The sequence below is a fragment of the Qipengyuania triglochinis genome (genome assembly GCF_054655615.1).
The window spans coordinates 509,103-532,858 of record NZ_BAAHND010000001.1 but is presented as its reverse complement, the minus strand read 5'-3'; the positions used below and the strand labels follow the sequence as shown (position 1 = coordinate 532,858).

The 23,756-nt window shown below is 56.8% G+C and carries 25 protein-coding genes, 1 tRNA gene and 1 pseudogene; 17 read left to right on the top strand and 10 right to left on the bottom strand.

All coding sequences use genetic code 11. The features are described 5' to 3' along the window. Positions 1 to 199: 199 nt before the first annotated feature. Genes ACYQ0G_RS02690 through ACYQ0G_RS02660 form a run of 7 tightly spaced genes read left to right on the top strand, consistent with a single transcriptional unit; the run spans position 200 to position 5,782 of the window. Entirely contained in the window at positions 200 to 1,732 is a 1,533-nt protein-coding gene (locus tag ACYQ0G_RS02690) for a terminase large subunit domain-containing protein (RefSeq protein ID WP_460098994.1), read from the top strand. Continuing rightward, positions 1,723 to 2,082: a hypothetical protein gene (locus ACYQ0G_RS02685; protein ID WP_460098991.1), complete on the top strand. Its 360-nt coding sequence runs from the start codon at positions 1,723 to 1,725 to the stop codon at positions 2,080 to 2,082. Before ACYQ0G_RS02690 ends, ACYQ0G_RS02685 begins: the two co-directional genes overlap by 10 nt. Then, on the top strand, positions 2,072 to 2,416 hold the full coding sequence (locus tag ACYQ0G_RS02680; protein WP_460098989.1) for an HNH endonuclease: 345 nt from the start codon (positions 2,072 to 2,074) through the stop codon (positions 2,414 to 2,416). The genes ACYQ0G_RS02685 and ACYQ0G_RS02680 overlap by 11 nt, the downstream gene beginning before the upstream one ends. Then, a complete protein-coding gene (locus ACYQ0G_RS02675) occupies positions 2,410 to 3,618 on the top strand; it encodes a phage major capsid protein (RefSeq protein WP_460098986.1) in 1,209 nt (402 codons plus the stop codon). The genes ACYQ0G_RS02680 and ACYQ0G_RS02675 overlap by 7 nt, the downstream gene beginning before the upstream one ends. Beyond that, positions 3,618 to 4,184, top strand: a complete 567-nt coding sequence (locus tag ACYQ0G_RS02670) for an HK97 family phage prohead protease (RefSeq protein ID WP_460098983.1) — start codon at positions 3,618 to 3,620, stop codon at positions 4,182 to 4,184. The genes ACYQ0G_RS02675 and ACYQ0G_RS02670 overlap by 1 nt, the downstream gene beginning before the upstream one ends. Next, the gene (locus ACYQ0G_RS02665) at positions 4,181 to 4,717 is read left to right on the top strand and encodes a hypothetical protein (protein WP_460098981.1); all 537 of its coding nucleotides are present in this window, start codon (positions 4,181 to 4,183) and stop codon (positions 4,715 to 4,717) included. Before ACYQ0G_RS02670 ends, ACYQ0G_RS02665 begins: the two co-directional genes overlap by 4 nt. Positions 4,718 to 4,720: 3 nt before the next feature. Further along, positions 4,721 to 5,782 carry a phage portal protein gene (locus ACYQ0G_RS02660; RefSeq protein ID WP_460098978.1) on the top strand — a complete coding sequence of 354 codons (1,062 nt, stop codon included), beginning with the start codon at positions 4,721 to 4,723 and terminating at the stop codon, positions 5,780 to 5,782. A 144-nt stretch (positions 5,783 to 5,926) separates the two neighbouring features. Here ACYQ0G_RS02660 and ACYQ0G_RS02655 read toward each other — a convergent pair whose 3' ends face one another. After that, the gene (locus ACYQ0G_RS02655; RefSeq protein ID WP_460098976.1) at positions 5,927 to 6,166 is read right to left on the bottom strand and encodes a hypothetical protein; all 240 of its coding nucleotides are present in this window, start codon (positions 6,164 to 6,166) and stop codon (positions 5,927 to 5,929) included. Between the two features lie 131 nt (positions 6,167 to 6,297). Next, a tRNA-Ser gene (locus ACYQ0G_RS02650) sits at positions 6,298 to 6,387 on the bottom strand. A 126-nt stretch (positions 6,388 to 6,513) separates the two neighbouring features. On the opposite strand from ACYQ0G_RS02650, the gene ACYQ0G_RS02645 reads away from it, so the two are divergent. The 9 genes from ACYQ0G_RS02645 to mazG all read left to right on the top strand — a co-directional run bounded on the left by ACYQ0G_RS02645 (position 6,514) and on the right by mazG (position 14,538). Then, complete coding sequence (locus tag ACYQ0G_RS02645) at positions 6,514 to 7,533, top strand: lytic murein transglycosylase (RefSeq protein ID WP_460098973.1); 1,020 nt, start codon at positions 6,514 to 6,516, stop codon at positions 7,531 to 7,533. Between the two features lie 101 nt (positions 7,534 to 7,634). Further along, the gene (locus ACYQ0G_RS02640; RefSeq protein WP_460098970.1) at positions 7,635 to 8,813 is read left to right on the top strand and encodes a D-alanyl-D-alanine carboxypeptidase family protein; all 1,179 of its coding nucleotides are present in this window, start codon (positions 7,635 to 7,637) and stop codon (positions 8,811 to 8,813) included. Continuing rightward, positions 8,810 to 9,451, top strand: a complete 642-nt coding sequence (tmk, locus tag ACYQ0G_RS02635; RefSeq protein ID WP_460098968.1) for a dTMP kinase — start codon at positions 8,810 to 8,812, stop codon at positions 9,449 to 9,451. The genes ACYQ0G_RS02640 and tmk overlap by 4 nt, the downstream gene beginning before the upstream one ends. Then, positions 9,448 to 10,395: a DNA polymerase III subunit delta' gene (locus ACYQ0G_RS02630; protein ID WP_460098965.1), complete on the top strand. Its 948-nt coding sequence runs from the start codon at positions 9,448 to 9,450 to the stop codon at positions 10,393 to 10,395. The genes tmk and ACYQ0G_RS02630 overlap by 4 nt, the downstream gene beginning before the upstream one ends. After that, entirely contained in the window at positions 10,388 to 11,947 is a 1,560-nt protein-coding gene (gene metG / locus ACYQ0G_RS02625; RefSeq protein WP_460098962.1) for a methionine--tRNA ligase, read from the top strand. Before ACYQ0G_RS02630 ends, metG begins: the two co-directional genes overlap by 8 nt. Further along, on the top strand, positions 11,947 to 12,723 hold the full coding sequence (locus ACYQ0G_RS02620; protein WP_460098959.1) for a TatD family hydrolase: 777 nt from the start codon (positions 11,947 to 11,949) through the stop codon (positions 12,721 to 12,723). The genes metG and ACYQ0G_RS02620 overlap by 1 nt, the downstream gene beginning before the upstream one ends. Further along, a complete protein-coding gene (locus ACYQ0G_RS02615) occupies positions 12,720 to 13,487 on the top strand; it encodes an MBL fold metallo-hydrolase (RefSeq protein ID WP_460098957.1) in 768 nt (255 codons plus the stop codon). Before ACYQ0G_RS02620 ends, ACYQ0G_RS02615 begins: the two co-directional genes overlap by 4 nt. Then, on the top strand, positions 13,484 to 13,669 hold the full coding sequence (locus ACYQ0G_RS02610; RefSeq protein ID WP_460098954.1) for a hypothetical protein: 186 nt from the start codon (positions 13,484 to 13,486) through the stop codon (positions 13,667 to 13,669). The genes ACYQ0G_RS02615 and ACYQ0G_RS02610 overlap by 4 nt, the downstream gene beginning before the upstream one ends. 107 nt (positions 13,670 to 13,776) lie before the next feature. Next, positions 13,777 to 14,538, top strand: coding sequence for a nucleoside triphosphate pyrophosphohydrolase (gene mazG / locus ACYQ0G_RS02605; RefSeq protein WP_460098952.1), 762 nt, complete (start codon positions 13,777 to 13,779; stop codon positions 14,536 to 14,538). On the opposite strand, the gene hflX is transcribed toward mazG, so the two are convergent. From hflX to ACYQ0G_RS02575, 6 genes are all read right to left on the bottom strand, one after another. After that, complete coding sequence (gene hflX / locus ACYQ0G_RS02600) at positions 14,533 to 15,834, bottom strand: GTPase HflX (RefSeq protein ID WP_460098949.1); 1,302 nt, start codon at positions 15,832 to 15,834, stop codon at positions 14,533 to 14,535. The two genes, mazG and hflX, sit on opposite strands and share 6 nt — an antisense overlap. 17 nt (positions 15,835 to 15,851) lie before the next feature. Then, positions 15,852 to 16,388, bottom strand: coding sequence for an RNA chaperone Hfq (gene hfq, locus ACYQ0G_RS02595; RefSeq protein WP_460098947.1), 537 nt, complete (start codon positions 16,386 to 16,388; stop codon positions 15,852 to 15,854). 163 nt (positions 16,389 to 16,551) lie between these two features. Then, entirely contained in the window at positions 16,552 to 17,934 is a 1,383-nt protein-coding gene (ntrX, locus tag ACYQ0G_RS02590; RefSeq protein WP_460098944.1) for a nitrogen assimilation response regulator NtrX, read from the bottom strand. Continuing rightward, positions 17,934 to 20,174: a sensor histidine kinase gene (locus tag ACYQ0G_RS02585; protein ID WP_460098942.1), complete on the bottom strand. Its 2,241-nt coding sequence runs from the start codon at positions 20,172 to 20,174 to the stop codon at positions 17,934 to 17,936. The genes ntrX and ACYQ0G_RS02585 overlap by 1 nt, the downstream gene beginning before the upstream one ends. Before the next feature lie 60 nt (positions 20,175 to 20,234). Then, on the bottom strand, positions 20,235 to 21,650 hold the full coding sequence (locus ACYQ0G_RS02580; protein WP_460098941.1) for a sigma-54-dependent transcriptional regulator: 1,416 nt from the start codon (positions 21,648 to 21,650) through the stop codon (positions 20,235 to 20,237). After that, a complete protein-coding gene (locus ACYQ0G_RS02575; protein ID WP_460100592.1) occupies positions 21,647 to 22,072 on the bottom strand; it encodes an ATP-binding protein in 426 nt (141 codons plus the stop codon). The genes ACYQ0G_RS02580 and ACYQ0G_RS02575 overlap by 4 nt, the downstream gene beginning before the upstream one ends. Positions 22,073 to 22,129: 57 nt before the next feature. Here ACYQ0G_RS02575 and ACYQ0G_RS02570 point away from each other — a divergent pair, with 57 nt between their 5' ends. Then, complete coding sequence (locus ACYQ0G_RS02570; protein WP_460100677.1) at positions 22,130 to 22,255, top strand: hypothetical protein; 126 nt, start codon at positions 22,130 to 22,132, stop codon at positions 22,253 to 22,255. Here the strand turns inward: ACYQ0G_RS02570 and ACYQ0G_RS02565 are convergent. After that, a pseudogene (locus ACYQ0G_RS02565) lies at positions 22,229 to 22,720 on the bottom strand (PAS domain-containing protein); the annotation flags it as partial. The gene ACYQ0G_RS02570 and the pseudogene ACYQ0G_RS02565 sit on opposite strands and share 27 nt — an antisense overlap. Next, positions 22,717 to 23,736, bottom strand: a complete 1,020-nt coding sequence (dusB, locus tag ACYQ0G_RS02560) for a tRNA dihydrouridine synthase DusB (protein ID WP_460098939.1) — start codon at positions 23,734 to 23,736, stop codon at positions 22,717 to 22,719. The pseudogene ACYQ0G_RS02565 and the gene dusB, both read right to left, overlap by 4 nt. Between the last annotated feature and the right edge of the window lie 20 nt (positions 23,737 to 23,756).

Genomic DNA, 23,756 nt, shown 5'->3' with positions numbered 1-23,756 from the left:
ACCGTCACAATCGTCACATACCGTCACATGTCACGCACAGTGACGGGCCAGCTTACCGTTACAAACGTCACAGCAGCCTAAAGGCTGTGACGGGTGTGACGCTGGCTGATGTGGTCCCAATGCCCCCGATTGCGTGGGAACGTGTGACCGCCGCCCAACTCTTTCTTTCTCTCTCCCAAAATTCCGGGGAGGATTGCCGATGACCCGCGCATCCAAAGAGGCAATGGCAGCACTCGAATTCCTGCCCACGCTGGTGGTCCCTGAGGGCAGACTGGCAGGCAAGCCGCTAAAGCTGGCCACCTATCAAAAGCAATTTGTGCGCGGTGCCTTCGCCAAGGGGATCGAGGCCGCTTGTCTCAGCATCGGACGCGGCGCGGCAAAAACTGCGCTCAGTGCCGGAATCGCACTCGGTCACTTGATGGGCGAGATTGCACCACAGCCTAAACGAGAAATCATTTTCGCGGCCCGCAATCGTGACCAGGCTAAAACAGCCTTCGCGTTCCTGGTCGGTTTCATTGACGGTCTGCCTGAGGAACAGCGCGAGCAATTCACTATCCGGCGCGGGTCACGGCTTGAGGTCGAGACCGATGAGAACGGCGGCGGTCTGGCGCGCGTGATCGCGGCGGACGGTAAAAGCATTCTTGGCGGCGCACCGACGCTGGCAATTCTCGATGAGCGGGCCGCATGGGAGCGCGAGAAAGGTGACGCGCTAGAGAACGCTATCCTATCCGGTCTCGGCAAGCGCGATGGCCGCGCGCTAATAATCTCCACATCGGCACCGGATGACGCCAACACATTCTCCCGCTGGCTCGATGAACCTCCCCCCGGCTGCTATGTGCAGGAACACCGGCCCACACCCGGCTTGCCTCCCGATGACATGGAAAGCCTACTGGTTGCCAATCCCGGCGCGAAAGAAGGCATTGGCCCATCGCCCGAATGGCTGGTCGCTCAGGCACGGCGGGCCATAGCGCGCGGCGGTTCTGCACTCTCCAGCTTCCGCAATCTCAACCGGAATGAGCGGGTCGCATCGGATGACCGCTCGGTGCTGCTAACGGTGGACGAGTGGCTAGGCTGTGAGGTTTCGCCCGATGACCTCCCCTTGCGCGAGGGGCCGGTGGTTATGGGCGTGGACCTTGGCGGCTCGCGGTCGATGAGTGCAGCGGCGCTGTATTGGCCAGAGACCGGACGCCTGGAGTGCGTGGGTGCTTTCCCCTGTAAGCCTGGGCTTGCCGACCGAGGGCAGGCCGATGGTGTGGCGCATCGCTATGTCGAGATGGCTGAGCGCGGCGAACTGGTGACGATGGGCGAGACCACGGTGCCGGTCGGTCGCTTCCTGGCCAGTGTGGTCGAGCGGCTGAACGGGCAGGCACCGGCTGCAATCTGCGGTGACAGATTCCGCCATGCCGAATTCTTGGAAGCGCTGCGCGAGGCGGGCTTAGACCGGGTGCCGTTCATCTGGCGCGGTTTCGGATGGAAAGACGGCTCAGAGGACATTGAGCGCACCCGGCGCGCTGTATTTGAGGGCGAGGTGCAGACAGTGCCCTCGCTGCTCCTGCGCTCAGCTTTTGCCGACGCAATCACGCTGGTCGATCCGGCGGGCAATCACAAACTGGCGGCGGGCCGGTCAACGGGCCGGGTCGATCCGGTTGCGGCGACTGTCGTGGCGGTCGCCCAAGGCCAGCGCATGAAGCGCGCCCCCTCACTATCGAAAGGACGCATCGCATGGGGATGAAGGAAACAGCATCGCGGCTGATCGCGAAGCATGGGCAGGCTGCAACGCTGTTGAGGGCAGGGCCGCCCACACAAAACGAATATGGCGAGGAGATCCCCGGCCCAGACGTGGCGTATGAGGTCACTATCCTTTCGGCGACCTATGCGGTGGAAATCCAATTCATCGCGGCGGGCCTAATCAATATCGGCGACCGGCGCATTTTCCTGTCTGCCGATGGTCTGGCCATCGAGCCTGAGACCTCAGACCGGCTGCTCATCGGCGGCGAGGAATTCAGTGTGGCCAGGGTCTCCCCGCTGGCACCCGCTGGCGAGGTCATCTTTTACGAATTGCAGGTGCGCAATGCGACCTGAGCGGAAACAGCACACCCGCTATTCGCGGCACATCACGCGCGGCCCGCGTTGGAAAGCGCTGCGGATGCAGGCGCTCGAACGTGACGGCTGGGCCTGTGTTCGCTGCGGTGTGCACACAGGGCTTGAGTGCGACCACGTGGAGCCGGTGCGGACGCATCCGCACCTCGCGTTCACCCTGAGCAATCTTCAGATTTTGTGCGGGCGATGTCACGCGCAAAAAACTCGGCAGGAACTGGGCCACGAGCCGCTTTCTGCCGAACGCCAAGAATGGCGAAATCTTCTGCACGGTGTGCGGGGGGCAACTACCGAACAAAAGGTGAATCGGAAATGTTAAAGTCTATGGAAATCACGCGCCGCCAGTCGGAAATTCGCCAGGAATTGGCGACCCTCGCTGGCAACGATAATCCGACCGAGGATGAAACCCGCGCGATGGGTGAACTCGACAAGGAATATCGGACGAACGAAACCCGCTATCGCGCGGCACTGATCGCTGAGGACGAGGAACGCCGGGAAGCTGGCGAAGAACTCGAAACCCGGTCGGAAACCGAATGGGCCGAAATCATGTCGGCCTTTGAGGTCCGCCAGGTTGTGGCAGCGCTCGACCACGGCCAGCAACTCACCGGCCAGACCCTTGAGGTTGTGCAGGAGATGCGCAGCGCTGGACAGTATCAGGGTATTCCCATGCCGCTTGAGGCATTGGAAACCCGCGACACTGTTTCGAGCGGTGTGGTCGAGCCGAAAACCACGCGCGGCATCTTCGACCGCTTGTTCCCGGCATCGGTCGCATCGCGGCTGGGTGTTAACTCGGTCTCGATTCCGTTTGGAACGGTGGAATATCCTGTCGCCACGCAAGGCGCGGTGGCCGGATGGGCAGCAACCGAGGGCGGCAATGTGCCCAACGCGACCGCATTCCAGACGAGTGAGACCACGCTTTCGCCCGACCACACCCTTGGCGCGCACATGCGCCTGAGCCGCAAGGCGGTGAAACAGACCGGGCCGGGACTGGAACAGGCCATCCGGCGAGACATGTCCGCTGCTATCGGTGCCGAACTCGACCGGGCCATCTTGGTCGGTGACGGTCTCGACGGTGAGCCTACGGGCCTTGTCGAACTGGCCAGCGGCACTGGCACCTGGGCAGCAACGTGGCCCGCGGTTCGCACCGAAATCATCGCCTTTATGACTGCCAACGCTATCTCCGATCCTTCGGCGGTTCGCATGGCAATCACACCGGAGATGTGGGCGGACCTGGACGACGCAATCTATGACGCTGGCAGTGGCCAGACCGAATGGACGCGGCTCACCGCTGGCATGGGGAATCCGATCCTCTCCACGCAGCTGACCGATGACACCGCATTGCTCGCGGTAACGGCTGGCGGTCTCTCCCCGGCTTATCTCGGCATGTGGGGCGGTGTGGACCTTATCCGCGACCCCTACAGCGATGCGCAGTCGGGCGGACTTCGCCTTACGGGTCTTCTGACGGTCGACCTCAAGGTGCCGCGCACTACTCAGCTTCGCAAGCTGGCGGCAGGCGTCTGATGCTCTGGGGCGGTTCGCTAGGCGGGCTTGAGGTTCGCCAGGAGGGCGATGCGGTTCGCGTGGCGGGCCGCTTCCCTTACGACACCCGGACGCAGCTTGCGCCCGGATACTTTGAAACCATCGCGCGGGGGGCTTTTGCCTCCCGCGTAAACTCCGACGACGACCTGCACTTTCTGAGCGGCCATAACTTTGAAAAGCCTTTGGCCAGTCGGACAGCCGGAACGCTTGAGGTCCGCGAGGAAACCGACGCGCTTACATTCGAGGCGACGGTGGCGGCACATACGTCATGGGCGCGGGACTTTCTCGCTGCTCATGGTGCTGGCCTTATCCGTGGCCTGTCACCCGGCTTTCGCGTCATCAAGGGCGGCGAATTCGTCACCCGCGAGAACGGTGTGGTTCATCGCAGCATCACGGCGGCGGAATTGGTGGAGGTCTCAGCGGTAACGCGCGGGGCTTACCCATCGGCCCAGATCGAGGCTCGCAACTGGACGCCTGAGGGCATCCCGCACTGTGAACGACCCGACGCCGGCCTGCACCGCACCCTCAAAAGATGGAGGCCCGCATGATGGCCGAGACGATAAAAGAGACCGAGGGCCTGCCGGTCGAATATCCGGCGGCACCTGTCGGCCTGAGCGCGGCGGCGGCGGCACTGGACCCGGCGCCAATCTGGCAACGCATCGAGGCTTACACGAAACCACGCTTTACCGATCGCGAGGTGACTTGGCTGGTCGAGGGCAATGGCCATTGGGAATTCCCACTTGCGCCTGCGACCCTCTCTGGCGCTGAGCGCTGGACTGGCGAGGCGTGGGAGGCGGTCACGCTCGACGCGGGGCCTTATGGCTACTGCCTGCCCGATGCTGGCCCTTATCGTATTGTGGCCGATGTGGGCGGCGGTGAGGTTCCTGAGGCCATCCTGGAGGCGTTCAAGCGCTTAGCAGAGTATCTGAGCGATGGCACCGACCGCGCTGGAATATCTAGCTATTCTGTCAATATGGGCGGGGCCATTGAGGAACGTTATCAGCGCAGCGCGGCATGGGTCGCCACAGCGCTCATCTACAGCGGCGCAGCGGACCTGTTGCGCCCATACCGGAGGGCTTGAACCATGTGGCCATTTACGAAAAAAACCGAGACTATCGAGAAACGCTCAAGCGGCACCGGATATACTGCCCAGATTATGCAGGCCCGCGCGGCCTACATCACCGGCACCGATGGCTTGGCGGAATTAACCGGCACGGTGCAGGGCTGTGTGAGCCTTTGGGAGGGCGGTTTGAGCCTTGCCGATGTCGATGGCACCGACATGCTCACACCGTTCCACCTAGCTTTAGCGGCGCGCGCTCTGGCGCTGAGAGGCGAGGCGGTGTTTGCAATCCGCGAGACCGGGCTGGTGCCTTGCTCCGATTGGGACTTAACCACGCGGTTTACGGTGCCAACGGCTTACCGGGTCGGAATTCCCGACACTGGCGGCGGGCGCACCGAGACGCTGCTGGCGAGTGAGGTTTTGCATCTTCGCATCGGCTCTGAGGTTAGCGCGCCATATACCGGCGTTGCGCCGCTCAGGCGGGCGCGGCTCACAGGCGGGTTGCTCGAAACGCTCGAAACGGCGCTGGCGGAAATCTACGCGGATGCGCCGCTAGGCTCTGCGGTCATCCCCATGCCGGAACAGCCCGACACCGACATGACGGCTCTGGCGCGAGGCTTTCGCGGGATGCGGGGCCGGGTGCTGGTCCGCGAGAGCGTAAACGTCACGGCGGCGGGCGGGCCTGCACCACAGACCGACCTCAAGCCGCATGATGTGACGCCGGACCTTTCCAAGGCGATGACGAAAGAAAGCCTGGCAGGTGCCAAGGCCAGCATCGAGACGGTTTTTGGCGTCCTGCCCGGTCTCAGCAATCCAGCGACGACAGGGCCGATGGTGCGCGAGGCTCAGCGGCATCTAGCGCAATGGATGTTGCAGCCTATCGCGCGGATGATTGCCCAGGAAGCGACCGAAAAGCTGGGCGGCAATGTGCAGCTCGATGTGATGCGACCGCTGCAAGCCTTTGACACTGGCGGAAGGGCACGCGCTCTGGCGGCGGTGGTGCAGACCTTGGCGCTGGCAAAAGAAAGCGGGATCGACACCGACAAGGCCATGCAGCTTGTCGATTGGAGTGAGCCGCGAGATTAGGCTGGTCGCCTGGGGTTTTTATTCATGGCCCGAAAGACCCGGTTAGTCGGTGAGTGCGTAAACCCCGACGCGGCACGGTCTCTTTTGTTCTTTGGGAGGCGCGGTGCAGGACCGGCACACTGGAAACGGTGGGGCCGGTCCACCTTATCTGCGAAGGCGGGTGTAATTCGCTTCCCAGACTTGCTCACCCTCTGGCGTTATCTTGTAGCCATCGGTGCCATATGTGTCGTCGTGGGCCTCCACAATCCAACCCTTGGCAAGCATGGCCTCAAAGGTGTTCTTGCCGACATTCACGAAAGCCGCCGGGTCTTCGACGGTGCCGAGACAAAGGCGCGAAAGTGCCTTCAGCTCTCGATTATTAGGGCGGTCTGGGTCGAATTGCATGGGCATCGCTTTAGCATTCTTGCACGCGCGAATCGCAGGGGAGGGATATTTTTCCCCGCTTTTCTCAGGTATGCCATAGGTTATGGCAAGGCCCAACATTGACCTTTAAGTGCTTGTTTTTATTGAGCTGCTGGCGGACAGGGTGGGATTCGAACCCACGAAGGGCTTGCACCCTTGCCGGTTTTCAAGACCGGTGCATTCAACCGCTCTGCCACCTGTCCGCGAGCGATGCGCTTGCTAGACAAACATTTCCGGCCTGTCACTCCTATATCGGAACTGTGACAGGCCTTTTTGCGTAAGCCCTTCATGACACTTGCCATTCAGCTTGAGCCTGCGACATACCAATCATGAAATTACGAAACCTCTTTCTCGCTGCCAGCGCCTTGCTTCTCGCACTGCCCGCCAATCCCGCCATGGCTCAGGACATGTCCTTCGATGCCTATATGCAACTCCTCATCGCCCGCGCTCGCGCCGAAGGGGTGAGTGAAAATACACTGCGCAGGATGACTGCCGGCCTCACCCCGAATCAGCGGGTGATGGAACTCGATCAGAGCCAGCCGGGTTCCTCCAGCGGTTCGGGCTATCCCCCGCTTGCACCTTACATCGCCACCCATGTCGACAGTGCCCGGATCAATGGTGGCCGCCGCGAATATGCCAATTACCGCAGCCGCCTTGCGGCTTTCGAGCGCGACTTCGGAGTTCCCGGAGAGATAATGGTCGCCATCTGGGGCCACGAAACCGCTTACGGCAGGGTCAAGGGCGGCTTCGATCTTTCCCGCTCACTGGCTACTCTTGCCTGGGAAGGGCGGCGCCGGGAGCTCTTTTCCAGCGAGTGGGTCGATCTGATGAAGGTGGCCGACAAGGGCTATTCGCGCAGCGAGCTGCAGGGCAGCTGGGCCGGAGCGTTCGGCAATCCCCAATTCCTCCCGAGTGTTTATCTCCGGCTGGCTACCGACGGTGATGGCGATGGCAGAGCCGACATCATGAACAATGAAGTCGATGCCCTGGCATCCATCGCGAACTATTTCCGCGATGCTGGGTGGAGACCGGGCCAGCCATGGGGCGTACGCGCTTCCGTACCCTCGGGCTTCAATGTCGATCGATATCGGAGTGAACTCACCTCGCCCGTCTGTCCGCGCGTTCACGAACGTCACAGCCAGTACAAGACAGCTTCCGAATGGCGCTCGCTTGGCGTGCAACCGCAACGTGCCTTGCCCGGTGACACGCTGGTCTCGCTCTTCCAGCCCGATGGCCCCGGAACACCGGCTTGGCTCCTGACCAGCAATTACCGCGTAATCCTCGAGTATAACTGCTCCAATTATTACGCGATGAGTGTTGGCTTGCTGGCAGACGAAATCGCTCGCTAATTCAGGGTAGTGGAAAGCGGCTGACGGCCCTCGTCATTGCCGTTCTTCATGGTATAGAAGGTAGCCCAGTTCATCCGAGAGGAGAGCGTCGCCATTGGGCGATGCGTAACCCGTTGCGACACGTCTTTCGAAACCTCGTTCTGACTGCTTCCGTAGCAGCCATCCTTCCCGCCGCGACTATCGCTCAGGAGGTCGAAAGACCTACGCCTCCTTCCGCGAGCCAGGCTCCGATCGCCTATCTGTTCGATGTAACCAGCGGGCAAATTCTGTTCGAACGGGAAGCGGATCGCCGCTTCATGCCCGCATCTATTACGAAGGTCATGACGACCTTCCTTGCATTTGAGTGGATGGAGGAAGGGAAGATACTGCCGCAGCAAAGCTTCTCTCTTCGTCCGGAAGTCTGGAAGCGATGGAATCAGGTCGGCTCGACCATGTTCCTCCCACATGATGCGCGAGTGACGGTCGACGATCTTGTCCACGGGATCACGACTGTTTCCGCAAATGACGGTGCGGCAGCGCTAGCCGACGGAGCGGCGGGATCAATCGAGGAATGGGTCGCGGCGATGAATGCCAAGGCGGCAGAGATAGGCATGAAAGACAGCCATTTCGGCACGCCCAATGGCTGGATGGACGATGGCCGCACATTCGTAACCGCCCGCGATCTTACGACGCTCGCCACCCAGATGCTTCGTCAGCATCCGTCTAAATATCGGCATTATGTCGGACATCACGAATTTACATACAACGGCATTACGCAGTCCAATCATGATCCGATCAGCGGCGTGGTTCCGGGTGCTGACGGTATCAAGACCGGCTTCACCAATCAGGCAGGATATGGCTTTCTCGGCTCCGCCGAACGTAATGGCAGGCGCCTTGTAATGGTCGTTGCGGCAAGTCCCCGCGGGCGCGATCGCAACCAGGCCGCGCGCGACCTAATCGAATGGGGCTTTTCCGCCTTCGATCAGCAGCGCCTGTTTGCACCCGATGAAATCGTGGCCGAGGCTGAGGTGCAAGGCGGCTCCAGTTCGGCGGTGGCCCTGGTCGCGCCCGGTGGGGTGTATGTCGATATCCCAACCGGCGCCCACCGCGATGTGAAACTGACAGTCAATTACGAAGGGCCGATCCGCGCTCCCGTGCGCAAGGGCGAGCAGATTGCGAAGCTCACAGTGTCAATCGATGGCTTGTCCGACTTCAGCGTTCCGCTCTTCGCGGGGAATGAAATTGAGGAGGCCGGCTTGGGTCGTCGCTTGCTGAATGGAATGATGGGCTGGGTATCGTGAAGCGAGGGACTTTCATCGCATTTGAAGGTGGGGAAGGGATGGGCAAGTCCACCCAGGCCCGACTGCTTTGCGATGCTCTCGAAAAACGCGGCATCGATGTCGTGGCGACGCGCGAACCCGGCGGCACACCTGGTGCCGAAGCAATTCGCGAACTCCTCCTCGCCCCACCCGGCGAAGGCTGGGGTCCGCAAGCAGAAGCGCTGTTGTTCGCCGCAGCGCGCGCGGATCATGTCCAGCGCCTGATCAAGCCGGCTCTCGATCAGGGCAAATGGGTGATCTGTGACCGGTTTATCGATTCGAGCAGGGCATACCAAGGCGCTGCTGGCGCTTTGGGCGACGCCGCTGTCCGGCAGCTCCACGAAATCGGAAGTGCCAATCTGCTGCCCGATATCACGATCGTTATCGGCGCGGAAAGCGAGGAAGTCCGTCGTAGGCTGCGCGCCCGAGATGGCGATAGTTCGGATGCGATCGGGGGCCGCGATCACATTTATCACTCCAAGGTCAATTCGGCATTCGACGGTTTCGTAACTGCCGAACCGGCACGCTTCCTCCGGGTCGCGGGCGATGGCACGGTTGAGGAGGTTCATGCTCGGCTGATGCGGGCGCTGGTCCCCATGCTGAAGGACTTACGCCCATGAATCTGGTCGGCCATGAAGACGCCTGGAGCCAGTGGCGCCGTGCGATGGCTGGTGATCGGATGCATCATGCGTGGCTGCTGGCGGGGAAGAAAGGTCTGGGGAAGGCTAGCTTTGCACAAGCAGCTGCGCGCGAACTTCTGGGCGGGGAAGGGCAGGCGGACCACCCCGACATTCTGACTTTGACATACGGCCCGAAGAACCGGGACGAAGCAAAGAAGCGCGATGACGGCAAGCCGTTCGAACTCGCCCGTGGCATAAAGGTCGATCAAGTTCGCGAGATACAGCGCCGCCTTACCACCCGGCCGACCCTGGGCTCGAAGCGTGCGGTTATCATCGACCCTGCCGACGACATGGAAGTGTCAGCCTCCAACGCCCTGTTGAAGAGCCTCGAAGAGCCACCGCAAGGCACCTATTTTCTTCTGGTCGCCCACAGTCCGGCTCGCCTTCTTCCGACGATCCGCTCGCGTTGCCGGACGTTACGCTTTTCAGCGATTGACCGCCGCTCGATGGATAATCTTCTACGCGATCTGGCACCCGAGGCAGACATAGCTTCGCGCGATGCGGCAATCGCAGCCTCGGCAGGTTCTCCGGGTTCTGCGTTGACGTTTCTCAAATACAATCTGGGCAAGCCAGCGCAACTGATGCGGACAATCCTGGAAAAAGGCGATCGCGACTTCGGGCTTCGCGGCGAATTGGCGGGCGCAATCGGCTCAAAACAGGATATTCCGCGGCTCCAGGCCGTACTCGGTCTGGCACGCGCCATACTGTCGGAGCAGATCGACACTCATGCAGGGAATCCCGGTAAACTGGTCGACACGCACGCCCAACTCGTCCGGTTGAGTGCCGAGCAGCCTACCTACAATTTCGACCCAGGATTGCTGGGTATGGAAATCGGGACCTTGCTCGCGCAGGCGGGCGCGGCTAGCGAACGCGGCAATGGCTGACCCTTATTACATAACCACCGCTATTCACTATCCCAACGGCAAGCCGCATATCGGCCACGCCTATGAGACTATCGCGGCCGACGTCATAGCGCGCTTCCAGCGTCTGATGGGTCGGGAGGTACGGTTCCAAACCGGCACTGATGAGCATGGCTTGAAAATGTCCCAGAAAGCTCGCGATCTCGGCATAACCCCGCGTGAGTTGGCCGATGAGATGTCGGGTTCGTTCAAGGATCTCTTTGACCGGCTCGATATCACATATGACCGGTTCATCCGCACGACGGACGAAGATCATCATAAGGCGAGCCGAGCCATTTGGGAGGCAATGGAAGCCAAGGGCGATCTGTATCTCGACCGTTACGAAGGTTGGTACTCGGTCCGCGACGAAGCCTATTACGACGAGAAGGAACTCGTCGAAGGGGAGGGGGGCGAAAAGCTCTCGCCCCAAGGCACACCGGTGGAATGGACCGAAGAAGAAACCTGGTTCTTCCGTCTTTCGAAATATGCGGAACCGCTGATCGAACTTCTCAATACGCCCGGATTTCTCGAACCGGCGAGCCGTAGAAACGAGATGATCGCCTTCATCGAGGGCGGGTTGAAAGATCTTTCTGTCAGCCGCACCAGTTTCGACTGGGGCGTGAAAGTACCCGGACATGACAATCACGTCATGTATGTGTGGGTCGATGCGCTCACCAATTACATCACCGGCTTGGGCTACCCCGACGGTGGTGAACTGTGGGACAAGTTCTGGCCCGCCAGCCTCCACCTTATTGGCAAGGACATCGTCCGTTTTCACACGGTGTATTGGCCGGCTTTTCTTATGAGCGCCGATCTACCGATGCCGAAGAAGGTTTTCGGTCACGGGTTTTTGCTCAATCGGGGTGTCAAAGAATCGAAATCTGCGGGCAATGTGACTGACCCGAACCAGTTGGTCGATCTCTTTGGCGTAGATTCTCTCCGGTACTTCCTGATGGCAGAGGTGGTCTTCGGAAAAGACGGCAGCTATTCCGCTGAAGCGCTTGTAAACAAGGTTAATTCAGAGTTGGCAAATAGCTTCGGCAATCTTGCTCAACGAACGCTGTCCATGATCCACAAAAACATGGACGGAAAGCTCGAAGATTTCTCTCCAAACGGTGAGGATAAGACGCTTCTCGCCACCGTTCGCGAGGCCTGCAACGTAACCCTGCCGCGCGAATTCGAGGCATTGAATTTCAGCGTGGGGATCGAAGCCTGGCTCAAGGCTGTTTTCGCATGTAATGCCTATGTCGATGAGCAGGCCCCCTGGGGTCTCAAGAAGACCGATCCAGAGCGCATGAAGGCCGTGCTGCAGACGCTGTTCCTGGCCATAAGAGATCTTGCGATCGCAATTCAGCCAGTCGTACCTTCGAAATCTTCCGCGGTTCTGGATCAATTGGGCGTGACGGAAGAACGCCGTACTTACGCCGACCTGTCGGATGAATCCTGGTTCAACGCTCTGGTCGCTGCAGATCATGTGATCGATAAGCCAGTCCCGGCATTTCCCAGACTTGAACTTCCGGACACCGAGGCAGTTTGATGCTTGTCGATAGCCATTGTCACCTTGAATACGAAGGGCTGGTCGACAAGCAAGCCGAAGTCTTGGATAGGGCGCGCGCAGCAGGTGTAGGTGCGTTCCTGAACATCTCGACCAAGCAGGAGGAGTGGGATCAGGTAGTCGGCACTGCCAACGCCACACCCGATGTCTGGGCCAGTGTGGGCATTCATCCGCACAATGCAGATGACCACGCTGGCTTGACCCGCGAGCAGCTTTTGGAAGCAACACGGAACTCTCGAGTAATCGGGATTGGCGAAACCGGGCTCGATTATTTCTACGATCATTCGGATCGTGCCCAGCAACAGCGGCTTTTCCGTATTCACATCGACGTCGCCCGCCAGACTGGTCTTCCAGTCATTATCCATACGCGGGACGCTGACGAGGATACTCTTGCAATTCTATCTGACGAAATGGGGAAGGGCGCCTTTCCCGCTTTGATCCATTGCTTCACGGCATCAGCACAGTTCGGTGAAAAGGTACTCGACCTCGGCCTTTCGATCTCCCTTTCGGGTATCGTCACGTTCAAGAGCGCGCGAGACCTGCAGGAAGTTGCAAAGACTATCCCAAAAGATCGTCTGCTCGTGGAGACCGATAGTCCGTTTCTCGCTCCGGCGCCCCACAGGGGTAAATCTTGTGAGCCGGGCTTCGTAAGAGATACAGCCGGCTTCCTCGCAGAATTGCGGGGGGAAACCCTGAATCAACTTGCTGACTATACGACGCGAAATTTTTACCGTCTCTTCTCGAAAGCTGCGGCATGAAATTGCTTATGCTCGGCTGTGGTACATCTACGGGCGTTCCCCGTATCGGCAATGATTGGGGCGAATGTGACCCGGCAGAACCCAAAAATCGCCGCACTCGTGTATCCATCATAGTTGAAAATGACGCTGGTCAGCGCATCCTCGTCGATACCTCCACCGATCTTCGCACTCAGTTGCTTACCAACGATATCGGCAAAGTCGATGCAGTTTTCTGGACTCATGATCATGCCGATCATTGTCATGGTATCGATGACCTTCGGGTCATGCGTTATGATCGCAGCAATCCGTTACCTGGCTTTGCGAGCAGCTTTACCTGCGATCGGCTTCGGAGACGCTTCGACTATATATTCGAAGGCCAGTTTGGATATCCGACCCTGATCAACCTGAAAGAAACGTCCGAAACTCAGTTGGTTGCAGGATTTTCCTTCGACGATGTCGAGATGCCGCATGGGCCAGTGCAAAGTACCGGATTCCGGTTCGAGGCGGACGGCAAATCCCTGGTTTATGCAACCGACTTCAGCGAAATAACCTCGGGAATGGTCCGATGCTTTAAAGATTGTGATGTTCTGGTCGTAGACTGTTTGCGGGAGCGACCGCATCCAACGCATGCACATCTGGAAATGTCGCTTGAACTGGCCAGGAAATGCAAAGCCAAGACCATAGTCCTGACTCATATGGACAAATCACTCGATTATCGAACTTTGTGTGGCAAAGTTCCTTCGAATGTAACGGTGGGCTATGACGGTTTGGAAATAAGGTTGTGAATTTAGGAGCCGGTGAAATCGCCTGGGCCGCGATGATGGCCGCGCTGGTGATTGCGTATCTCGGCGGAATGAACCGTGCAGATGGCTTACACAAGAAGCAGATGCTGAAGATGGCAATGATCTGGGCGGCGATCATCACCGCAGCTTATTTCCTTGTCCGATTGGTCACTGGAATAAATTGAAGTTCTATCAGGTCGGAGCCTTTCTAAATTTAACATAATATATATTATCACATCGCGGTTTCGCCATTGTTCTTTCGAGATGGCATCGCCCCCGCTAGGTTTAAACGATGACAGATCAATTAAATCGTTTGCTCGGTATCATGGCGCAACTACGTGACCCAGATGCAGGCTGTGAATGGGATCTCGCTCAAGACTTTGCGACAATAGCACCATACACCATCGAGGAAGCTTACGAGGTTGCCGATGCAATCGAACGGTCTGACGTCAGTGATCTTAAAAGCGAGCTTGGCGACCTTTTGCTACAGGTAGTTTTTCACGCTCGCTTGGCTGAGGAAGCAGGATATTTCGCGTTTCAAGACGTTGTGAAAACCATCGCTGATAAGATGGAGCGCCGCCATCCACACATTTTCGGTAGCGAAGATGGAGTAATGGAAGAAACACGGTGGGAAGAGCTCAAGGCTTCCGAGCGTGCTGCGGAAGGAGCCCGAGGTGCTCTTGATGGTGTCGCCCTCGCCCTGCCAGCACTCCTGCGTGCGCATAAGTTACAGAAGCGGGCAGCTAGACACGGTTTCGACTGGCCGGATATTGAGGGGCCTCGGAACAAGGTCATTGAAGAGATGGAAGAGCTCAAAGAAGCAACAGGTGAAGAAGTTTATGAGGAAGCTGGCGATTTTCTCTTCGCAGCCGTAAATCTGGTTCGAGCATATGGGATAGATGCCGAGCAAGCGCTGCGATCAGCAAATTTGAAATTTGAGAGGCGCTTCCGGGCGATGGAGACATTAGCTGGGGGTGACTTTTCAGAACGCCCCCTCGATGAACAGGAAAAATTATGGCGGGTGGTCAAAGAGCGTGAGAAAAGCGGCTCATAAAGTTTCGAACTGTCCCAGTTCCTTGGGATTTAGGCGAACTATGAACCGGCGAAGTGGTCCCTCTTCTCCTTCACCAGCATCTGCCTCCTCCAGCACTTCTCCATGGGCGTGAAGCCAAGCAATACGTCGACCGTCACTGGCGGGCAATTCGAATTTCCTGACCGAAGCCTTTTCCGTAAGCATGTCGCCAAGTTTACTAAGAAACTTTTCTACGCCCTCGCCTGAGATGGCCGATAGGGTCACCACATCGTCAGAACTCTCGGCGATCTCTCGTAATTGCGTGGCCTGTTCGCTATCCAGCAAATCCCACTTATTCCATACTTCAAGAATAGGAATGGTGGAGTTACCCACCTCCCCGTCAATCACGCCCAAATCAGTCAGCACTCTCAATACCTGAGCTTTTTGGGCTTCGGCTGAAGGATTTGAAATATCCCTTACATGGCATATGACGTCTGCAGCGGTAACTTCCTCAAGCGTCGCCCGAAAGGCAGCCACCAATTGAGTTGGTAGGTCTGAAATAAATCCTACCGTGTCGGACAAGATTGCCTTTTCGACGCCCGGAAGTGTAATAGCACGCATTGTTGGGTCGAGAGTAGCGAAGAGCAGATCTTCAGCCATGACCTCGGCACCAGTCAAATTATTGAAGAGCGTGGACTTGCCGGCATTGGTGTAGCCCACAAGAGCAACCACTGGCCACGGCGCACGCTCGCGCCTCTCTCGATGAAGGCCGCGGGTCTTGCGTACTTGCTCGAGTTCTTTGCGAAGCCTCCCCATTCTTTGCCGGATCATTCGCCGGTCAGCTTCAATCTGGGTCTCACCCGGCCCGCCAAGGAAGCCGAAGCCCCCGCGTTGGCGTTCAAGGTGGGTCCAGCTGCGAACGAGCCTGCTTTGCTGGTAATCGAGATGGGCTAGTTCGACCTGCAGTCGCCCTTCCGCAGTGGCGGCTCGCTCACCAAAAATTTCTAGTATCAATCCAGTGCGATCGATAACTTTTCGAGAAAGTTTCTCTTCCAAATTGCGTTGCTGAATAGGGCTAAGAGCACCATCGACAACCACCAGTTCCGCTGCGTTCTGCTCGCACGAGATGCGGATATTTTCGACTTGGCCAGCACCAAACAACAGGTTCGGCCGCACCTCGCGGATTGGAAGCACGAAGCTTTCTTCAATCCTGATGCCGATAGCAAGCGCCAGACCTTCCGCTTCTTGGAGCCGATTTTCCGCCTCAAGATCGTATCGTTGGCCGCGAATGTCCGGGCATACGACGAGAGCCCGCGCACCGCGGGAGACTTCGCCCATAAGGTCGTCGTCGAAGCTCAGTTTTCGTCCTCTTCCCAGTCTTCAGTCAAATCTACCGCCTCGGCAGGTTGGATGGTGGATACGGCGTGCTTATACGCAAGCTGCACGTAGCCTTCGCGTTCCAGCAACATGCAAAATAAATCATATGCTGCAATTTTGCCCTGCAGCATCACACCGTTCACTAGAAACATCGTAACCTGCGCGTGAGCTTCCCGAACACGGCTCAAAAAAACATCTTGAAGAAGACGCTGCTTTGCGCCGGACCCTTGGCTGGCGAATTGCGCCGCATCGATAGGCTGTCCAGGCATAATTGTGCTAACCGCATGCTTGTAAACAAGTTGAGATTGGCCGTCTCTGCGGAGCAGGATGGAAAAATTGTCAAACCAAGTTACTATTCCCTGCAACTTCACTCCCTTCACTAGGAAGACAGTTACGGGTGTTTTCTCTTTCCTTAGTAGATTGAGAAACGCATCTTGAAGGCTTGGCGCCTTGCCTTTGTGGCTCGCCACTTTATCCGATCTTGGTCGAGCAGATAGCGTTTTTTCGCCGGACATCTTTGTGTCTCCTTTTCTTGGCGATCGGCTCCGACCGCAATCTGGATGCTCCCACCGGCATCCGGGCACTGACTTCGTTAACCTGATCAATCTTCTTTGCTTGTGCCTGACGTAAACAGCAACGAATAAAAAATAGGCTTATCCGACAGCATACTTGGCCAAGCTACTTTCGATCGGCTTCTTTCCGCTCTGCCATTCCAAGTAGCTTCAATTTCCGATGCAATGCAGACCGCTCCATGCCGATAAAACTGGCCGTTTTCGAAATGTTTCCTGAGAAGCGACGGATCTGCACAGAAAGATACTCTCGTTCAAAACTTTCGCGTGCTTCTCGAAGAGGAGCCCCCATAAGACCCGCGACTCCGGAACTCCCGCTGTCGCCTCCACCGGTAACTTCCTCCGACAGCATTTCCGCCTCGATCATGTCGATCTTGTCTCTAGGGGTGAGAATGATAGTTCTTTCAACAACGTTTCTCAATTGGCGTACATTACCTGGCCAATCGTAAGCCTGAAGTGCGGCCATGGCCTCTTCGCTAATTTTCGGAGGCCTGATACCTTGTTCTGCCGCGTATCGAGCGAAGAAATACTCCGCTAGAGCCGGAATATCATCACGTCTTTCAGCAAGCGATGGAATTTCAACGGGGACGACATTCAGGCGGTAGAAGAGATCCTCGCGGAAATTCTTTTCTTCCATCTCTCTGGAAAGGTCCCGCGCGGAAGATGAGACGACGCGTACATCAACACCGATTTGCCGACTGCCCCCCACCCGTACGAAACTTTGTTCTGTTAGCACACGCAAAATTCGCGCCTGTGTGGACAGCGGCATATCGGCTATCTCATCGAGATAAAGCGTACCTCCGTCTGCGCTTTCAAGCAGTCCGGGACGGATGAGCTTGCCCTCGCTCTCTTCCCCGAACAGCTCTTCCTCGAAACGCTCCGGTGTAATTCGAGCCGAATTGACAGTGACGAATGGCTTATCGGCTCGAGTAGACCAACTGTGTAGCAGCCGCGCAGCAACTTCTTTGCCCGCACCTGCAGGACCGGTTATCAATACGCGACTGCCAGTTTGCGCAACGCGCTTGAGCGTCGCTCGTACCGAATTGATAGCAACAGAGTTTCCCGTAAACTCACCTGTCTCTATCGTTTTTGCTCGAAGACGACTATTTTCCCGCCGCAGTTTTTCGGTTTCGGTTGCGCGTTCCACGAGAAGGAGGAGGCGTTCGGCTTCGAACGGCTTTTCTATGAAATCCATGGCGCCGCGGCTCACGGCACTCACTGCCGTATCGATATTCCCATGCCCCGAAAAAATAATGACAGGCAATTCCGGTTCGCGTGCCTTGATAGCATCGAGCACTTCGAGGCCATCCAATTGACTTCCATGTAGCCATACATCGAGGAGAACGAGGCTCGGGCGCTTTTCATCGACGGCCTGCAACGCTGAAGTGCTGTCCGCTGCGGTACGGCATTCGTAGCCCTCATCGCTCAGAACACCCGCCACGAGTTCGCGGATGTCGCGTTCATCGTCGACAATAAGAATGTCCAAAGCCATTATCTAATTCCAGTATTTTCGTCTGAATTTTTCTCGTTGGCGCTTGCAACACCATGTGGGTCGCGGGCGAACTTGAGTAGAACCTTTGTCCCGCCACCTTCGGCAGAGGAGAATGACAGTTCTCCACCGTGCTCCTCTACTATCTTGTTTACGATTGCGAGCCCGAGGCCCGTGCCTTTCGCACGTGTCGTGACATATGGTTCCAAAATACGTTCGCGATCTTGGGGCAAACCTATGCCATTATCCGAGACCTCGATCATGATGTATCGATCATCTTGTGCAACTTCTACCGCAATCCGGCCGCGGAAATCAGGTTCGGCATGTGCAGCCCGTGCTTCAATCGCCTCAGCGCCGTTTTTGAGAATATTGGTTACCGCCTGACCCAATTGATGGCGATCGGCCTGGACCTTCAGCAGCCCTTCGACTGCATTTGAAAGACTATAATTGATGTCAGGATTTGCCACCTCTTGGAGGAAGATGGATTGCCGCACCAGATCAATCGCATCTTCAGATCGGAAAACCGGTTTCGGTAAACGCGCAAAGCTCGAGAACTCATCGACCATTTTCCGCAAATCCCCCACCTGCCGAACAATGGTATTTGTAAGTTCGTCGAACAATTCGCCATCCTGCTCGATTTGCTTGCGGTATCTACGCTTGAGGCGCTCCGTCGCGAGTTGAATGGGGGTCAGCGGATTCTTGATTTCATGAGCGATACGCCTCGCCACATCCGACCAAGCAGCCTGCCGTTGATCGAGCAATTGACGAGTAATGTCCTCGAATGTGATGACGTGCCCCGTACCCTCGCGTACGAGTTTCACCGCAAGGGTCATCATCTCTCCATGGCGCGCGTGGCTGACCACGCCTTTATCAAGATTGGCCACAACCATCGCTGCGATTTGAGGGGCCATCTGATCCAAAGTTTCGGGCGCGCTGTCACCTTCATCTGTGTCAAGAAGGATGCTTTGAGCAGGAGCATTCATCAACAGGACGCGCCTCTCACCATCGATTGTAATCACACCCGCGCTGACCGATTCCAATACGGCCTCAATGAAACTGCGGCGTTCCTCAAGCTCCTCGTTGGCTGAAACCAACGCGTCCGTTTGCTTTTCGAGTTGCGCAGTCATTCTATTGAAGGCGCGATTGAGAAGACCAATTTCATCGGCTCCTGTCCTTCCATCAACTCGCATTCTGAAATTGCCGGCGCCCACTTCTCTTGCCGCAGCAACAAGATCAGTGAGCGGTTCGACTTGGCGATCAGCAAATTTCAATGCGAACCAAACGGCCAGCCCCACCAGCGATAAACTAACGAAGAAAAGGGCTACGTTGAAGCGCAATTGTAGAGCTCTCGCGCGTGCTGTAAGGTCATCGTACGCACTCGAGATCGAACGAGCACTTTCCCAGCTTCGAAAGCCAGATGCTTCCGCATTGCGAGCAGTGTAAAGATAAATGCCCGCTTGCCGATCGATAGGCGCAATCGCTTCGATCCGCTCGGAACTTCCGCGAACTGCGACTGTTTGCCCTGCCCTCAATTCAGAAAGGCTTTGCTCGGTGAAAGCGACGGGGTCGGTACCTTCGCTGATATTGTAGAGCACTGCGGTTCGAACGCTACCATCTGGCATCGCTTGGAGGATTGCACTTTCAACAACATCGCGAGGCTGCGCCTGATATTCGTAAACCAACATGAAGTCTGGATCCGTCACCGCGATTTGCTGCAGGTTGGCCCGCATATCCATCGCCATCGATATGGTTTCCTGCCCCAGATCCAGCTGGTTATCTTCGTAATAGCTCTCGGCCAGTTCATTGGCATTCTTCATCAGTCCGCGCGAATTATCGGAAAACCAGAAATCAACCCCGGACTGAAATAAGACCGCAGCAAAGGCGACGACCAAAAGAGTCGGGACAGCCGCAACCATTGAGAAGAAGAACACTAATCGAACGTGTAATCGCGCCGTGCTGCCCGCCGCGCGCTTCAGGGCAAGTCTGCGACCGGCCAAAATCAGAATTGCCATCGCTGGCAGAAGTGTGCCGATCAACAGCATTGCGACTTGGCCGCTAGGAAGAAGCTGGCCATTTGGCGGCGCAGTAGTGAAAGCAGCCCAAGTGGTACCCACCATGACCACAAAAACTATGATGGCTGTTATTTCGATAAGGGTGAAAAGATTCGCCCTTCGAGAGGCCACAATGAACCTACGCCACCAGCGCGGCGTGTGTCTTGTCCGAGTAGCCGCCTGTGTCGCCATCGTGACCGGCTTACATCGCTAGTGTTGCAATATTGCAAGCATAAAAAGACGAGAAGCACCTCATCCGCGCTGAATGTAGTGGTCAGCGCTTATTCCTAAATCACTGAGTTTCTTTCGCAAAGTGTTGCGATTTATACCCAGATGCCGGGAGGCGCGAAGCTGGTTTCCAGCGGTTTCTCTTAATACGTGTTCGAGCAAGGGTTTCTCAAACGCGGCGAGTGCCTGCTGGTACAACGCGCCTGGCGCGGGATGTTCCAATCCTATCCATTCTGCGAGAGCAAGAGTGAAAGGGTTTCCCTCTCTAACGGCTTCCCTAGTGCCCGTGGTGAACAGCACATCGTTCACCAGACTGCCGCCGATCACATCGTCCCTCGCCAAGAGAGCGAGACGGAAAATCACGTTGCGCAGCTCCCTGACATTACCACGCCATTGGTAAGACGAAAGAGCTTCAAGTGCTTCATCGCTGAATGTGTGTGAGGGTAGACCTTCATCCTTGGCCTGCGCTAGAAAGTGCCGCGCGAGCTCTCCGACATCTTCGCGGCGATCTCTTAGCGGAGGAAGATGTATCGGAACTACGTTGAGACGGTAATACAAGTCCTCACGGAAACGGCCCTCAGAGATCAAACTTGGCAGTTTGCGGTTCGTGGCCGCGATAATCCGCACATTGACCCCGATTTCTTGGCGCCCCCCTACCCGCCTTATCTTTCCGGCCTGAAGGGCTCGCAACAGACGTGTTTGTGCGTCAGCTGGCATCTCTCCGATTTCATCCAAGAAAAGCGTCCCGCCATTAGCCTGCTCGAATTTGCCGATAGATTGCGAATGGGCACCAGTGAACGCTCCCCGCTCATGTCCGAATAGCTCGCTCTCCAAGAGATCGTGCGGGATAGCCGCCATATTCACGGCGACGAAGGGGCCGGTCCGCCGCGAGCCAAGCTGATGTACGGCCTCTGCAACGAGTTCCTTGCCCGTCCCGCTTTCCCCGGTAACAAGGACCGTCAGGTCGTTTCGCAGGACTCGGGTAATCATGCGGTAAACATCCTGCATGGCCATACTGCGCCCGATAAGAGGCAGAGTACCAGCTTCTTCCTTATCTGTTTGATTTTCCCTTGGAGGACTTTTCGCGACCGCTTGGAGTACTGCTTCGACCAGTTGGTCGAGGTCAAATGGCTTGGGAAAATACTCGAATGCCTTGCTATCGCTGGCTCTGATCGCAGTATCCAAAGTATTCTGCGCTGAGAGTACGATAATTGGCATGTTGGGAGCGGCATTGTGGACGTCGCTGATTGTTTCGAGCCCGTCGCCGTCATCAAGCATGATGTCGGTCAGCATCACGTCGAACTGTTTCTTTGCAATCAATTCATCTCGATGCGCGATAGAGCTGCAAGCGGTCACCGCCAGACCTTCGTCTTGCAAAGCTTCCGATATTACGGTGGAGATCGCGCGATCGTCTTCTACCAACAGGACGGTATGTTTCATGTATCTATCCTGTTTGCGACTGACAAATTCATCCGGAAGTGTGTGAGACCGGCACGCTCATCACGCTCGTATACGATGCGCCCCCCCATGTCGCGGAGGAGCTTACGTACCAGAGCAAGACCTAACCCCTGACCATTCTTCTTCCCAGAAACGAAAGGCTCGAAAGCATGGTCTCTCAACTCAGGCGGCAAACCCGGCCCTTTGTCGCTGACAGTTATCTCGATAGGCATTCGAGTTGCCTTGCCGAACCGGATTGCTGAAAAAACCAAGCCGCTGACGAAACGCGTCCGTACCACAATCTGAGGGGAATAAATATCCGCGCTGGCATCGCAGGCATTGGCCAGAAGGTTGATCAAAACCTGCTCGAGAGCACCCCGATCCGCTTCCACCGGGGGAAGGGATGGATCGAATTCTTCTACCAATTCGCAATTGTCTTCCCGTCCTGCCCTAACCGTCTCCATCGCTGAGCGGATTGCCGCATGAAGGTTGCACGGCCCGGTTTGGACGAGGTTCCGACTGCCCAATTGTTGCATTCGATCCACAAGCTTGGCGATGCGGTCGACTTCGCCCTCTATCATTGTAGCAAGTGGCCGATCACGCTCTGACGCACGGCGAGAAAGAAGCTGACTTGCACCACGAATTGCAGATAACGGGTTTTTGATTTCGTGTGCCAGGACTGCAGGAGCGCGAAGTTCTACCCGGTCTGCATCGATTTCTTCCGTTCCCTCCTGACCAACGTCTGAAAGAGTGATCACACGCCACCCAGGGTGGCTGGGAATGGGGGAGCTGGTAATGTTCAATACTCGCGGTTCGACTCCTGCATTTGTCGACACACCTCTTGCGATCACTTTCGCATCGGACGCCTGCAGGCTATTCCGCAACCTGTCGCTATCTATTCTCAGGGTTTCGGCGAGGTTCGCGTTGAGGAGCCGAGTAGCACTGCGGCCAAGCAGTTCCTCCGCCGCGGGATTAGCCTGAACTATGCGCCCGGCTCCATCGATAAGAAGGACAGCGAAAATTAAGTTTGATATTTGCGTAGTCGCATCAGGCGCACCCTCGAATGGGGTCACGCCGCCCGCCGACGGAGAAATGGGTCGTAAAACCGTTTGATTTCATCAATCACATCATTGGATTGGTCGATGAAATTCACTCTGTTCCTGAACTCGGCCGAACCGTGCATTCCCTTCGTGTACCAACCGAGATGTTTGCGGGCGATCTTGACCCCGACTTGTTCTCCATAAAGCTCAAGCATATCCTGATAGTGTTCCAGCACGACTTCATATTGCTCATCGAAACTCGGGCTCTCGATAGTTTCGCCGGTATGCCACCAGTGCATCACCTGTGCCAGAAGCCACGGTTTTCCGTAAGCTCCCCGACCAATCATCAAACCGTCCGCTCCTGACTGTTCGAGAGCCAGTCCAGCATCAGTTACGGTACATATATCCCCATTGACGATAACGGGGATGGAAACGGTATCCTTAACGCGACGGACGAAGTTCCAATCCGCGCTACCCTTGTACATTTGGTTGCGCGTGCGGCCATGTACCGTGACCATCTTAATGCCAAGATCCTCGGCAATGCGTGCTAATTCGGGTGCGTTGAGATCGGCATGATCCCATCCCATCCGCATCTTCACGGTAACGGGAACATCAACCGCTTTAACCGTCGCTTCCATCAACCTCGCAGCAAGGCCGACTTCGCGCATGAGCGCCGAGCCCGCCAACTGGCCGACGACCTTTCGTACCGGGCATCCGAAATTGATGTCGATAATATCGGCGCCATTGTCTTGCTGCAGCTTGGCAGCTTCTGCCATGCTGTATGGATCGCAGCCGACCAATTGCATGGATACCGGTTCTTCGATCGGATCCCACGCCGCCTTTTGAACAGACTGTCTCGTTTCCCGGATGGCGGCCTCGCTAGCGATCATCTCGGTAACATTGAGGCCTGAACCATACCTTCGGACCAGCTTGCGGAATGGCAAGTCCGTCACGCCCGTCATCGGCGCAAGGATCACCGGAGTGTCGATCGCAACTTTTCCGATCAAGATCGGTTTTGGAGGCGCCTGTTTAAGGGTTTGTAACGTCATAATGGATAATGCCTAAATAT